Origin of the sequence: Micromonospora lutea (genome assembly GCF_016863535.1) — a bacterium.
In the GTDB taxonomy this organism is placed as follows: domain Bacteria; phylum Actinomycetota; class Actinomycetes; order Mycobacteriales; family Micromonosporaceae; genus Micromonospora; species Micromonospora lutea.
This window is the reverse complement of the sequence record NZ_BOPB01000020.1, coordinates 137,697-151,140: the sequence shown is the minus strand read 5'-3', so window position 1 is coordinate 151,140 and position 13,444 is coordinate 137,697. Positions and strand designations below refer to the sequence as shown.

12 protein-coding genes are annotated in these 13,444 nt (G+C 70.8%); 10 read left to right on the top strand and 2 right to left on the bottom strand.

Going from position 1 to position 13,444, the window contains the following annotated elements:
• Positions 1–218 precede the first annotated feature (218 nt).
• From Vlu01_RS18315 to Vlu01_RS18295, 5 genes are all read left to right on the top strand, one after another.
• Positions 219–2,252 (top strand): serine hydrolase domain-containing protein, encoded by a 2,034-nt coding sequence (locus Vlu01_RS18315; protein WP_204001058.1) that lies wholly within the window; start codon positions 219–221, stop codon positions 2,250–2,252.
• 42 nt (positions 2,253–2,294) lie between these two features.
• Positions 2,295–3,665: a sensor histidine kinase gene (locus tag Vlu01_RS18310; protein WP_204001056.1), complete on the top strand. Its 1,371-nt coding sequence runs from the start codon at positions 2,295–2,297 to the stop codon at positions 3,663–3,665.
• The gene (locus Vlu01_RS18305) at positions 3,662–4,318 is read left to right on the top strand and encodes a response regulator (protein WP_204001054.1); all 657 of its coding nucleotides are present in this window, start codon (positions 3,662–3,664) and stop codon (positions 4,316–4,318) included. Before Vlu01_RS18310 ends, Vlu01_RS18305 begins: the two co-directional genes overlap by 4 nt.
• 44 nt (positions 4,319–4,362) lie before the next feature.
• Positions 4,363–4,986: a DUF6518 family protein gene (locus tag Vlu01_RS18300; protein ID WP_204001052.1), complete on the top strand. Its 624-nt coding sequence runs from the start codon at positions 4,363–4,365 to the stop codon at positions 4,984–4,986.
• A gap of 76 nt (positions 4,987–5,062) precedes the next feature.
• Positions 5,063–5,989: an alpha/beta hydrolase family protein gene (locus Vlu01_RS18295; RefSeq protein WP_204001049.1), complete on the top strand. Its 927-nt coding sequence runs from the start codon at positions 5,063–5,065 to the stop codon at positions 5,987–5,989.
• A gap of 35 nt (positions 5,990–6,024) precedes the next feature.
• On the opposite strand, the gene Vlu01_RS18290 is transcribed toward Vlu01_RS18295, so the two are convergent.
• Positions 6,025–6,291 carry a metal-sensitive transcriptional regulator gene (locus tag Vlu01_RS18290; RefSeq protein ID WP_204001046.1) on the bottom strand — a complete coding sequence of 89 codons (267 nt, stop codon included), beginning with the start codon at positions 6,289–6,291 and terminating at the stop codon, positions 6,025–6,027.
• Positions 6,292–6,456: 165 nt separating this feature from the next.
• On the opposite strand from Vlu01_RS18290, the gene Vlu01_RS18285 reads away from it, so the two are divergent.
• The 3 genes from Vlu01_RS18285 (at position 6,457) to Vlu01_RS18275 (ending at position 10,254) form a co-directional block, all read left to right on the top strand.
• Positions 6,457–7,044 carry a rhodanese-like domain-containing protein gene (locus Vlu01_RS18285; protein WP_239095975.1) on the top strand — a complete coding sequence of 196 codons (588 nt, stop codon included), beginning with the start codon at positions 6,457–6,459 and terminating at the stop codon, positions 7,042–7,044.
• A complete protein-coding gene (locus tag Vlu01_RS18280) occupies positions 7,041–8,768 on the top strand; it encodes a SulP family inorganic anion transporter (RefSeq protein WP_204001039.1) in 1,728 nt (575 codons plus the stop codon). The genes Vlu01_RS18285 and Vlu01_RS18280 overlap by 4 nt, the downstream gene beginning before the upstream one ends.
• Before the next feature lie 100 nt (positions 8,769–8,868).
• A complete protein-coding gene (locus Vlu01_RS18275; protein WP_204001115.1) occupies positions 8,869–10,254 on the top strand; it encodes an MBL fold metallo-hydrolase in 1,386 nt (461 codons plus the stop codon).
• A 63-nt stretch (positions 10,255–10,317) separates the two neighbouring features.
• Here Vlu01_RS18275 and hisC read toward each other — a convergent pair whose 3' ends face one another.
• On the bottom strand, positions 10,318–11,391 hold the full coding sequence (gene hisC, locus Vlu01_RS18270; protein WP_204001035.1) for a histidinol-phosphate transaminase: 1,074 nt from the start codon (positions 11,389–11,391) through the stop codon (positions 10,318–10,320).
• 125 nt (positions 11,392–11,516) lie between these two features.
• Here hisC and Vlu01_RS18265 point away from each other — a divergent pair, with 125 nt between their 5' ends.
• Both Vlu01_RS18265 and Vlu01_RS18260 read left to right on the top strand, forming a co-directional pair.
• A complete protein-coding gene (locus tag Vlu01_RS18265; RefSeq protein WP_204001031.1) occupies positions 11,517–12,122 on the top strand; it encodes a YdeI/OmpD-associated family protein in 606 nt (201 codons plus the stop codon).
• A gap of 189 nt (positions 12,123–12,311) precedes the next feature.
• Complete coding sequence (locus Vlu01_RS18260; RefSeq protein WP_204001028.1) at positions 12,312–13,412, top strand: monodechloroaminopyrrolnitrin synthase PrnB family protein; 1,101 nt, start codon at positions 12,312–12,314, stop codon at positions 13,410–13,412.
• Positions 13,413–13,444 lie beyond the last annotated feature (32 nt).

Below are 13,444 nucleotides of genomic sequence, written 5' to 3'. Positions count from 1 at the left end.
GCATACCGCGCCCCCACGGCCGTCCTCCTTGATCGACGTACCCGGGAGGCAGCGCAGGTATGCGGCAGCGTCCGAGTTGCTACTCAGGTCGTAAGTCGAATGCCGTCCTGCGCCAGATGTCGCGCCGACGGCGCTCGCGCAGGCTGGCACCAGGCCCCGGGTGACGTCGTACGGAACCTCTCCGGACACCCGAGCGGCCCGGAAGGTGGCAGCGGACCGTGACCCACGAGACCGTGACCCGACCCCGCTCACCCCGACACCTGTCGCGTCGCGTACGAATCGGCGCGGCCCTGGCCACGGCGGTCGCCGTCGCCGCGACGGTGGCGGGGTGCGGCACGTCGCAGACCGATCCGGCACCACCCGCCTCCGCGCCAGCCGCCCCGGCCGCGCTTACCGGGGCGAACGTCGACACCTGGCTCGACGGGCTGCTACCGGCCGCGCTGGCCCGCACCGGCGTCGCGGGAGCGAGCGTCGCCGTGGTCCGGGACGGCGAGATCCTCACCGCCCGGGGCTACGGACACGCCGACACCGGCGACGACGGTACGGACGCGGTACCTGTCGACCCCGACCGGCACCTGTTCCGGGTCGGATCGGTGTCCAAGCTGGTCACCGCCACCGCGGTGCTGCAACTCGTGCAGGACGGCACGCTCGACCTGGACACCGACGTCGCCGAGTACCTCGACTTCGCCGTGCCGCGCCGCTATCCGCAGGCTGTCACGCTGCGGCACCTGCTGACCCACACCGCCGGATTCGAGGAGCGGATCGCCGGCCTGATCGGCACCGCCGACACCGCCGTCGACCTGCGGGCCGCCCTGACGAACGACCCGCCGGAGCAGATCTACGAGCCGGGCACGGTGCCGGCCTACTCCAACTACGGCAACGCGCTGGCCGGCTACATCGTGCAGCGGGCCAGCGGCACCCGCTTCGAGGAGTACGTCTCCGGCAACGTTCTGGCCCGTGCCGGCATGACCTCGTCCAGCTTCGACCAGCCGCTGCCGGCCCACCTGCGCGACCGGATGTCCAACGGGTACGAACGTGTCGGCGTGCCCGCCGCGCCGTTCGAGATCGTCGGTACTCCCCCGGCCGGCGCGCTCAGCGCCCCGGCGACGGACATGGCCCGGTTCATGCTCGCCCAACTGGGCGAGCGGGTGGGTGAGGCGCCGCTGCTCGACCCGGCGACGCGGGAACTCATGCAGCGTCCGGCGCTCGACGCGACGTCGCTGGGCACCCTCGCCGACGGACCCCGGATGACGCTCGGCTACTTCGAGGAGAACCGCAACGGGCACCGCATCCTCGGGCACGGCGGCGACACCCGGTACTTCCACTCCCACCTCCAGCTCTACCCCGACGACCGGACCGGCATCTACCTCTCACTGAACAGCACCGGCGAGAGCGCGCTGGACAGCCACGAACTCCGGCAGGCCGTGCTGAACGGCTTCGCCGACCGCTACTTCCCGGCCGAACCCACGCAGCCGGCCGGGAGCACGCGACCGGCCGCGGGTGTCGACGCGGCCACCTCGGCCGAGCACGCCCAACTGGCCGCCGGGACGTACGAGAGTTCGCGGACGGTGCAGAGCAACTTTCTGACCGTGATGGGTCTGGTCGGGCGTACCACCATCAGCGTCACCGACGGCGACCGGTTGCTGTTCGAGCCCGCGCCGCTGTCCGACACTCCCGCGGTGTACGAGGAGGTCTCGCCGTTGGTGTGGCGCGAGGTCGGCGGGCAGCGCACCGTGGCGATGCGGGTGGCCGACGGTCGGGTGGAAGCGATCAGCTTCGACTCCGCGTTCGCGCTGCTGCCGGTGCCGGCCGAACGCGACTCGGCACTTGTCTTGACGGTGCTCGCCACGTCCACTGTCGTGCTGCTGCTCGTGGTTCTCTCCTGGCCGGTACGGGCCATCGTCCGCCGCCGCCTCGGCCGGGCGCCCCGGGACCGGGCCGGCCGGACCGCCCGGGTCCTCACCCGGGTCGCCGTGGCCGGTGCGCTGCTCGCCCTCGCCGGCTGGACGGTGAGCGTGGTCAGCATCATGGGTCTGCGGGATGTCCCCGACGCGAGCCTGCGCGTGGTGCAGCTGATGCAACTGATCGGCCTGCTCGGCGTGCTGCCGGCCGCCGTCCGGCTGGTCGACGACCTCCGCCGCCGGGCCGGCTGGCACCGGGTCGCCGGCAGCGTCGCGGTGCTGCTCGCGCTGGCCGGCACGGCTTGGTTCGCCGTCGAGTTCATGTTGCTGGCCCCTAGCATCTCCTACTGACCGACACGAACCGGAACGCCCCGGAGCGAGGATGACCATCGCATGTCCGACCACAGCGGCACCGTCCCGGACGCCGTCGGTGTCCCGGGCCCACCCCGGCTGACCAGGTGGTTCGACGAACGGCTCACCCGGGCCGGGGTGACCGGCCGATTCGCTCGGGACTGCCTGCTCGCGGCGTTGCTCACCGTACTGACGTTCCTGGTCATGACGTTGTTGTTCCGGTTCGTGGCACCGGCGGAGGGGCTCACCTTCGGCCCGGCGCGGGTCTGGTCGGTCATCGCCCTGTGCACCGGGCAGGCGATGCTGCTGTGCCTGCGTCGGGTCCGGCCACTGCTCTGCCTCGCGCTCGTCGTCGGTGTCCAGGTGCCGGTCATCGTCCTCTCGGTGCCGGAGGCGACGGTCCGCGGCATCGCGCCGTTCGTCGCGGCGTACACAGTCGGCGTGTTGCTGCCGGTGCGCACCGCACTGCTGGCTGCCGGGGCGGCCGTGGCGGTGGAGACGTCGGGCGTGGCGGTGGCGGTGCGGGCTGCCGACGCGGCCGACTTCGCCGTCGGCGGACCAGGCCCAGGACCGCTCGCCACGACCGTCGGACACCTTGCCACCAGCGTGTTGATCTACGTCGGTCTGGTCGTCCTCGGCAGCTACGTGGCCACCTACCGGCGCTACCTGCGCCTGGTGCGGGTCCGGGCGGACGAGGCGGTGCGGGCGCAGCAGGCCACGGTACGCGCCGCGATCGGCGCGGAACGCGCCCGGATGGCGCGGGAACTGCACGACGTCGCCGCCCATCACCTGTCCGGCATGGTGGTGCAGGCGGCGGCGGCCGAGCGGCTGATCGACAGCGACCCGTCGGCGGCGAAGGCCGGGGTGGGCTGGATCCGGTCCCAGGGCAAGGAGACCCTCGACAACCTCCGACTCGTGGTGGGGGTGCTGCGCGGCCGGCCTGGCGACAGCGACGGCAACGCTCCGGTGCCCGGGTTGGCCATGCTCGACGATCTCGTACGCGACGCCCGGCAGCTCGGCAGCCCTGTCGAGTTCGTCCGGGACGGGCAGCACCGCGACGTGCCGCCGATCGCCGACGTCGCGCTGTTCCGGATCGTCCAGGAGTCGCTCTCCAACGCCCGCCAGCATGCCCCGGGCGCACCGGTCCGCGTGGAGCTGCGTTTCCTGCCCCGGAAGGTCTCCCTTGAGGTGCGCAACGACCGGCCGACCCGGCGGCCCGAGCCGAGGTCGTCGTCCACCGGCGGGGTCGGTCTGGTGGGCATGCGCGAGCGGGCGAATCTGATCGGCGCGCAGTTCACCGCCGGCCCGACGACGGCCGGCGGATGGTCGGTCGCGGTGACGGTGCCGACGACCGGAGACGATGCCCGCGCCACCGGGGCGACGGCGACCGTGAACGGAGACGACCAGAGATGATCACAGTGATGCTCGTCGACGACCAGTCGGTCGTGCGGGCCGGCTTCCGCGTCATCCTCGAACAGGCCGGCGACATCGAGGTGGTGGGTGAGGCGTCGAGCGGGTCGTCGGCCGTCGAGGTGGCCCGCCGGCTCCGCCCGGAAGTCATCTGCATGGACGTACGGATGCCCGGCGGCGACGGGCTCACCGCGACCCGCCGGATCGTCACCGAGGCGGTCGGGTCGCCGCCGGCCGTGCTGGTGGTCACCACCTTCGACCTCGACGAGTACGTCTTCGGCGCGCTGGAGTCCGGTGCCAGCGGTTTCATCCTCAAGGACTGCGAGCCGGAGGAGCTGATCGAGGCGGTCCGGCGCCTCGCCGAGGGTCAGGGGCTGGTCGACCAGGCGGTCACCCGACGCGTGATCACTGAGTTCGCCCGCCGAACGCCGGCACCGGCGACCGATGCCGCAGTGGCACATCAGCTCACCGCGCGGGAGGTCGAGATCATCGGCCTGCTCGCCCGAGGGCTGTCGAACGTCGAGATCGCCGATGAGCTGTTCATCGAGACCAGCACGGTCAAGTCGCACCTCGGGCGAGCCATGGCGAAGATCGGCGTACGGGACCGGCTCCAGACTGTCGTCTGGGCCTACCGCAACGGCGTCGCGCCACGTTGACCCCCGGCACACCGCCGGCTGCATACCCAGTATGCTCGCCTGCCATGCGATCGGAACCCGGCAACCGACACGTGGCGCTCGCCGCCGTCCTGGGTGGCATGCTGCTCGGCTCTGTCGACTTCCTCTGGATCAAATACCTGCCGTATCCCGTCGGCAACCTGGGCAACTCCAGTGCGGTGTGGGCGGTTGCCGCCTTCTGCTTCGGCTGCTGGGTCCGGACGGGCCAGCTGCGCGCGGCGATCGGCGCCGCCGTCGGGCTCGTGATCGCGGTACCCAGTTACTACGTCACGGCGGCGCTCGTGCAGGGCGACAACTGGTCGGTGCTGTGGGCACCGACGTCCCTGCTCTGGATGTGTTTCGGTGTCCTCGCCGGGGCGCTCTTCGGCGTCGCCGGGGTGTGGGCGCGTGCGCCGGGTTGGCGACGGGTGGTCGGGCCCGCCCTGCCGGCAGCGGTGCTGTTCGCCGAGGCGGGGCTGGAGATCCGCCGGATCGGCGACCCGAACCACGGCGACGATCCGATCCGGGACGCCCTGATCAGGATCGCGCTCGGCCTGCTGGTCCTCGCCCTGGCCGGGCGCACGAACCGGCAGCGCGCACTGGCTCTCGTCGCGGCGTTGCCGCTGGCGCTCGCGGGCCTGGCGGCATTCCTGCTGGCCGGCTTCCGCTGACCCACCGAGACGGACCGGCGCTGGCCGGGCCGGCGAGGGCGGGCCGGCGTTGACGGCTCCGACCACACTGCGTCCCATGGGTGCTGGCACCGGAATACACGAGGTGACGTTCCCCAACCGTGACGTGCGGCTGGCGGGCACCCTGAGCCTGCCCGATCAACCCGGCCGGCGGCCCGGCATCGTCATGATCGGTGGCTCCGGGCCGGCCAACCGACACAACGACGTGCTCTTCCCACCGATCCGTCAGCACCTGCACGAAGCCGGCATCGCGGTCCTGTCCTACGACAAACGCGGCGTCGGGGCCTCGTCCGGGGACTGGATCGAATCGACGATCGACGACCTGGCGGCGGACGCGGACGCGGCCGTCCGCTTCCTCCGGGCCCAGCCCGCGATCGAGGGGCAGGCCGTGGGCATCTTCGGTCACAGCGAGGGCGGGTGGGTCGGACTCCGGGCCGCCGCGGCACTGGCGACCGATGCGGCGTTCGTGGTCACGACCGGCTGTCCGGGGATGTCCCCGGCCGTGCAGGACCGCTACGCGCTCACCAATCTGCTGCGCTCCACCAAGGTCCCGGAGGCGGACATCGACCGGGTCATGGCGCTGCACGACCGGCTCGTGACGGCCGGGCGACGCGACGCCAGCTTCGCCGAGGCGACCCGGATCGTACGCACCGAGCTGCCCGCCGGTCTTCCCGCGTACTGGCACGACGTGGACGAACGGCTGTGGGAGTTCATGAAACGCAAGCAGGACCACGACCCGGTTCCCGACCTGGTGCGGCTGCGCTGCCCACTCCTGGCGGCGTTCGGCGGCGCCGACCGGATCGTGCCGGTTGCGGAGAGCGTCCGACTGTTCGGCGGCGCGGCCTGCCATCCTGACCGGGACCCGAGGGCGACGCTCACCGTGCAGGTCTTTCCGGGCGCCGATCATCGACTGGTCCGTCCCGACGGCACGTTCGCCGACGGATACCTGGAGACCCTCACCGGCTGGATCCTGGCGCGGGTCTGAAGCCGCCGGGGAACGCGGCTGTCCGACGGCGGCACTCAGGCGAGGGACAGGAAGAGCTTCTCCATCTGTTCGAGGTTGGCCTTGCGGTCCTCCCCGGTGGAGCCGCTGACGCACTGCTCCAGGCCACTCGCGATGATCTTGAATCCGGCTCGGTCCAACGCGCGCGAGACCGCCGCCAGTTGGGTCACCACCTCGGCGCAGTCCCGGCCGTCCTCGAGCATGCCGATGACACCGCGAATCTGACCCTCGGCACGGCGCAGTCGCTTGACCACGTCACCTACCGCGTCCTCGTCGACCTGCATCCCCCACCCCTTCCGGCTCGTCGAACAACAGTACACCGGGGGGTATCTCCTGACCGCTGGTCGAGAGCGCCACAGCCGGCCGTTTGCGATTCTCCGATCCCTGGTCAATACTCGGAACCATATACCCCCTGGGGTATATCGCCGAAGCCCAGGATGGAGTGTTCCGTGACCGCCAGCAGTTCGCCGACCATCGACGTGCCTACCGCCCGAGCCCTGATCGCCAACAACCCCGACGTGCTGATCGTCGACGTGCGTTCTCCTGGCGAGTTCGAGACCGCGCACGTCCCCGCCTCGATCAACCTGCCGCTCGACCAGGTCGACGCGCACCTGGGTCGGATCGTCAACGACGCGGGCGGCCGGATCCTGCTGATGTGTCAGTCCGGCGGCCGGGCCACCGCGGCCTGCGTCCGGCTGGCCGGCGCCGGTCTGACCGACGCCACGGTCATCACCGGTGGCATGAACGCCTGGATCGCCGCGGGCGGACCGGTCGAGCGCGGCCGGCAGCGGTGGAGCCTGGAACGCCAGGTCCGGCTCGTCGCCGGCGGTCTCGTCCTGGCAGCCGTCGTGGCGAGCATCTGGGTGCCCGCCGCCCGGTTCGTGGCCGGCTTCATCGGTGCCGGCCTGACCTTCGCGGCACTGACCGACACCTGTGCGATGGGCGCGGTGCTGTCCCGACTGCCCTACAACCGCGGCATCGGTTGTGACGTCGACAGCTCCCTCACCCGGCTGCGCAACGAGCGGCAGCAGGCGTGAACGGTACGGAGTACGTCCGGCAGGACCGCTCCGGCCCGGCCCGGGTGGTACCCCTGCTCGGGTGGTTGCGCCACTACGACCGCCGTACGCTGCGCCACGACCTGATCGCCGGGGTGACCGTGGCGGTCATGCTGGTCCCGCAGAGCATGGCCTATGCCGCGCTGGCCGGCATGCCCCCGGTCACCGGGCTCTACGCCTCGGTCGTGCCGCTGCTGGTCTACGCGTTGCTGGGCAGTTCCGGATCGCTTGCCGTCGGGCCGGTGGCCATCACCGCGTTGATGACCGGCACCGCGCTGGCTCCCCTGGCCCAGGGTGACCCCGCCCGGTACGCGGCCCTCGCCGGCCTGCTCGCGCTGCTGGTCGGCGCGATCCAGGTGCTGATGGGGGTACTCCGGCTCGGCGCCCTGGTCAACTTCATGTCCCACTCGGTGCTCTCCGGCTTCACCTCCGCCGCCGCGATCGTCATCGCGGGCAGCCAGGTAAAGGACCTGCTCGGACTCGACGCCGGGCGCGCGGAGACCTTCCCGGAGATCATCGCGTCGCTCTGGCGGTCGGCCACCACAGTGCACGGGCTGACGGTCCTGGTCTCGCTGGCAAGCGTCGCCGGCCTGCTGCTGCTGCGCCGCTACCTGCCGAAACTGCCAGGCGCCCTGCTGGTGGTAGCTGGCGTCACAGTGGTCAGCGCCGGGTTCGCCCTCGGCACACAGGGCGTACGAATCCTCACCGAGGTCCCCGGTGGGCTGCCCGCCCCGGCCGTCCCCGCGCTCGGTGGCTCGGACATGACGGCGCTGCTGCCCGCCGCGGTGGCGATCGCGCTTGTCGCCTACATGGAGGGCATCGCCGTGGCGAAGTCTCTCGCGGCGCGCAGCCGCCAGCAGATCAGCCCCAACCAGGAACTCTTGGCTGTCGGTTCGGCAAACATCGCGGCCGGCCTGTTCCAGGCGTTTCCGGTGGCCGGCGGCTTCTCCCGCAGCGCGGTGAACTTCTCCGCCGGGGCGCGCACTCCCCTGGCCAGCGTGGTCACCGCACTGATGGTGGCCCTGACAGCGGTGTTCCTGACACCTGCCTTCCACCATCTACCCAAGGCGGTGCTCGCCGCCATCGTGGTGGTGGCGGTGCTCGGACTTGTCGACCGCCGGTCGGCGGTGACCGCGTGGCGAACCCGCCGCTCGGACGGTCTGACCCTCGCCGTCACCTTCGTGGTCACTCTACTGTTCGGGGTCGAGCCAGGTCTCGCCGCCGGCGTGGCCTTCGGCCTGGCGATGTTCCTGTGGCGCTCCGCCCGGCCACACCTGGCCGAACTCGGCCGGGTGCCGGGTACGCAGATGTACCGCAACGTGGCACGCTACACCGGCCTGGTCACCGACTCCCGGGTCGCAATCGTCCGGGTGGACGGACCGCTGTACTTCGCCAACGCCCAGTTCCTGGAGGATCGGCTGCTCAGCCTGGCCGAGCAGCGGCCGGAACTGACGGCACTCGTGCTCGACGCCAGCGCGATAAGCGACACCGATGCCGACGGCGCCCATGCCCTCGCCGAGCTGCGCCAGCGTCTCGCGGCCCTCGGCGTGGCGCTGCACCTGGCGACGGTACGTGGGCCGGTGCGCGACCTGCTCGGCCGGGCTGGCGTGTGGCAGACGATGCACGGGGACGGCCAGGTGCACGCCGACCTCACCGCCGCGCTGGCGGCCACCGGTGCTGGGCACCCGAACTCGTCGCGGAGGTGACCCTGCCCGCCACCGCACCGTAACGCTTTGCCGATCAGATACCCCCGGGGGTATACATGAACCGAACCCATCAGCTGTGATCGTTGTGAAGGAGCTGACCGTGCTGTTCACCCAGTACTACCTGGACTGCCTGTCTCAGGCGTCGTACCTGATCGCCGACGACACCACCGGCCGGGCGATCCTGGTCGACCCGCGCCGCGATGTCGACGAGTACCTCACCGACGCCCAGGCCCGTGGACTGACCATCGAGGGCGTTATCAACACCCACTTCCACGCCGACTTCCTCGCCGGCCACCTCGAGGTGGCCGCGGCGACCGGCGCCTGGATCGGCTACGGCCGGCGCGCCGAGACCGAGTACCCGATCCGCAAGCTGAGCGACGGCGACCGGATCAGCCTCGGCCAGGTGACCCTGCAGATCATGGAAACCCCCGGCCACACCCCGGAGTCGGTAAGCGTGCTGGTGTACGAGCACGCCGACGACACCGTCCCGTACGGGGTGTTGACAGGTGACGCACTGTTCATCGGCGACGTGGGCCGGCCCGACCTGCTCGCCTCGTTCGGCGTGACCGCCGACGAGCTGGGCCGCATGCTCTACCACAGCGTGCACCGCAAGCTGATGGCCCTGCCCGATGCGGTACGGGTCTTCCCGGCCCACGGCGCGGGCTCGGCCTGCGGTAAGAACCTGTCGACCGAGCGGCAGTCCACAATCGGCGAGCAGCGCCGCACCAACTACGCCTGCGCGCCGATGAGCGAGGAACAGTTCGTCGCCCTGGTCACCGGCGGTCAACCGGCGGCACCGGGATACTTCGCCTTCGACGCGGTGCTCAACCGCAAGGCGCGCGAGCTGTTCGACCACGCACGCCCGGCCCGGCCGCTCACGCCCGCCGAGTTCCTCGCCGCCCGCGCCGACGGCGCCGTCGTGGTCGACACCCGCGACCCGCACGAGTACGCCGCCGGACACATCCGAGGCGCGATCAACATCCCCGCCGACGGCCGCTTCGCCGAGACCGCCGGCAGCGTCGTCGCACCCGAGCGCACCATCCTCGTCGTCGCCCAGCAGGGCCGCGAGGAGGAGATCGTGACCCGCCTCGCCCGGATCGGCTTCGACCACGTCGTTGGTCACCTGCCCGAGCCCGATGACGCGTTCCGCGAGATGGTCGCCGAGCTGACCCCGGCCAGCCGGGTGACCGCCACCGAGCTGCGCGACGCCCTCCACCGGGCCGAGCCGCCGCGCGTGCTCGACGTGCGCAACGCCGGAGAGCGCGACCAGGGCGCCATCGACGGCTCGCTGCACATCCCGCTGGCCGAACTGCCCCGGCGACTCGACGAGGTGCCCGACGACCGGCCCGTCGTCGTGCACTGCGCCGGCGGCTACCGCTCCTCCGTCGCGGCCAGCCTGTTGCGGGCGGCCGGCCGTACCGACGTCTCCGACCTGCTCGGTGGCTACGGTGGCTGGCAGACGCTGCGGCACCCCACAGCGGCCTGAGCCCCGCCGGTGGGGGCGGCCCGCCGCTCCGGCGGTCCACCCCCACCGGCACGTCCCGACCCCTCAGTCGTGGAGCTTGAGGGCCCGGAGCAGTTCGTCGTTCTCCTCGGGGGTGCCGATCGACAGCCGGACGCCGCCGTCGATCACGTTGCTGCGGTCCCGCAGCCTGATGCCCTGCGCGGCCAGGGCGGCGCACAGCCGCTGCGGGTCCTCGGTACGCAACAGCAGGAAGTTGGCGTCCGAGGGAAACACCTCGATCACGGCCGGCACCTGCGCCAGGGCGTGCCGCACCCGGTCCCGCTCGGCGACGATGCGGTCGATGGTGCGCCGTCCGTGGGCGAGGCCCTCGGGCGAGACCGCCGCGCCGATCGCGCGGATCGCCGTGACGGTGAGTGGGTACGGCGGCATGATGCGGCGGAGCACTCCGACAACCTCCGCGTGCGCGAGGGTGATGCCGCAGCGCTCACCGGCGAGGCTGTACTCCTTGGACAGCGACCGCACGACGACCAGATTGGGATGCTCGGCGAGGTCAGCGGCGAGTGACGGCCGACCCGAGTAGTCCAGGTAGAGCTCGTCCACCACCACCATCGCCCGGCCGCACAGCCGCTCGGCGAGCCGCAGCACGGACGCCCGATCCATCAGGTTGGCGGTCGGGTTGTTCGGTGAGCAGACGAAAACGAGCTTGATCCCCGGGTCGGCGTCGCAGGCGGCCAGCATCGCGTCGGCGTCGAGCTGGTACGAGCCGGGCAGCAGGGGCACCCGGTGCACCGAGGCACCCTGGATGGCCGCGGCCGTCTCGTACATGACGAAGGTCGGCGGTGTGATCAGGATGCCGTCTCGGCCTGCCGCGCAGAACGCGCGGACCAGAAGGTCGATGGCCTCGTCCGCGCCGCGCGACAGGAAGAGCTGCTCCACCGGCAGTCCGTAGATCTCGGCGAAGCGGCGCAGCAGCGACGGCGGCTGCGGTTCCGGATACCGGTTGAGGCCTTCCTGTTCGATACCCCCGGGGTACGGCGGATAGGGGTTCTCGTTCGCGTCGAGGTGGATCCGGGCGGGCTGCTCGGCCTCCACGCGCGCCGAACTGTACGGCCGCATCGCGTAGATCTCGGGCCTGACCAGCGAAACGATGTCGTCCACGAACTGCGCGATCCTTTCCGGCCGGTCCGGGTGTGCCCCGGTAGGCGCAGGGTACCGCGCACCGGGGCCGGTCTCGTCGGGGCACGGGGCCAGCGGTGCGCTGGTCAGGGAACTAGTCTGCCGTCATGGCGAGCGTGGAACTGGATGAGCTGATCGTCGGAGACGCCGAGGCGCTACGCGCCTGGTTGACGACCAACCACGCCACATCGCCCGGCGTCTGGCTCGCTCTGACCAAAAAAGGCGGCACGGTCACCACCCTGACCTGGCAGCAGGCAGTCGACGAAGCGTTGTGTTTCGGCTGGATCGACGGACAGGCCCGCAAACGGGACCACGAAACCTCCTGGATCCGGTTCACTCCTCGCCGGCCCCGCAGTTCCTGGTCCCAACGCAACGTGACCCACGTCGCCCGGCTGGAGGCACAGGGGCGGATGCTGCCCGCAGGCCGCGCCGCCGTGGAAGCCGCAAAGGCCGACGGCCGCTGGGCCGCCGCCTACGCCCCACCGTCAGAAGCCGAGGTGCCCGCCGACCTGCTCGCCGCCATCGCCGCCGAACCCGCCGCCCAGGCCATGTTCGACGTCCTCACCAAGACCAACCGGTTCGCGCTCATCCACCGCCTCAACGCCGTCAAGAGGGTGCAGACCCGCGAGCGGAAGATCGAAGAGTTCGTCGCCATGCTGGCCCGTCACGAGACGATCTATCCGCAGAAGACCCGGCCTCGACCCTCGCCGTGATCGGCGCCTCCGGTACGCCGGAGTGGAGACTGACGTACCGGCCCACCCCGCACGTCTGAGTCCTCCGACGCTGCGTCACCAAGCAGATCGTGCGGCAATCTGTCAGGGCTCTGTCTGGTGTCGGTGCGGCACGGGAACTTCCTGCTCGAATCTAGGGCATCGCTGGATCCGCCTGGGGGAAGGGTTCACGTGCACCGCAGGGCAGATGTGGATGTGATCTCCGAGGAGAACAACGAGCAGATCAGAAAGCTCGATCCGCTGAGGTTGGACGACGAGCTTCGGGTGTTGCCGACCTTGAACATGGCCGCGGACGTTCCCGCGTTGGTGCGGGTGCTCCGCGATGCACTTCCCTCCGAGGAGAGCATCGCGGCTTTCACCACCACGGAGTGTCTCGCCGCCATGCGGGACCTGGGCATGTATCTCGGCAGTCTGCAACGGCACGGGGTGTCCGCCTTCGAAGCCGTGGGCGGGGCGACCAGATCCTTTCAGCTGCTGGCGGGACGCACGAGGATGATCCCGCGCGACACGGTGTACCACTACACGTCCTGGAACCCGGTCGGTGACCGCGAACGGCTCTACACCGGGCATCCGATGGAGCGCAGCCTGATCGACGCGGTACGCACCTGCGTGCCGAACCTCGCCCGCGCCGTCGACATCGGGCGTTCACTTCTCGACATGGATCCGGCCGCGTCGACGCATGCGGACAGAATGGCGTCGCTCGCCTCGCACATCGCGGTGGCGGACACGGTCATGAGCGGTATCCGGGTGAACGTCACGCCCGAATTCTTCGCGCGTGTGCTCAGGCCGTTCTACGAGGACGTACGGGTCGCGGGTCGCGTCTACATGGGCCCGGCGGCGGCGCACATCCCGATCTTCCTCATCGATCTGCTCCTGTGGGCATCTGACCGAGGGAGCCCGGAATATCTCCAGTTCTGCACCGAGGTGTCGGCACAGACCCTGCCACAGTGGCAGGAGCGGTACACCGAGTGGGCGAGCATGCCCTCCATCACCTCCCGTGTCGTGGCGGCTCTCCAACATCCCGGTGCGTCTTCCCCGGACGGGCATGTGGAGTCCAGTGCGAGAAGCCTGCGGCGAGCCCTCCAGACACTCACGTCGTTTCGCGGAAAGCATCTGGTGATGGCGCGACGTGCCTACCACGAGGAACTCCGGCTCTATGAACTGGGCAGTGGTGGCGGAAGTGTGGGCCTCCTTGAGGAGATCCTCGCCCTCACGAGACGGAACAGCGCCATGCTCCACGCCACCGCTGCGCAGCGAGTTCAGCTGCCGTGACGTACGAGGGTGAGTTGTCGACAGTGGAAATC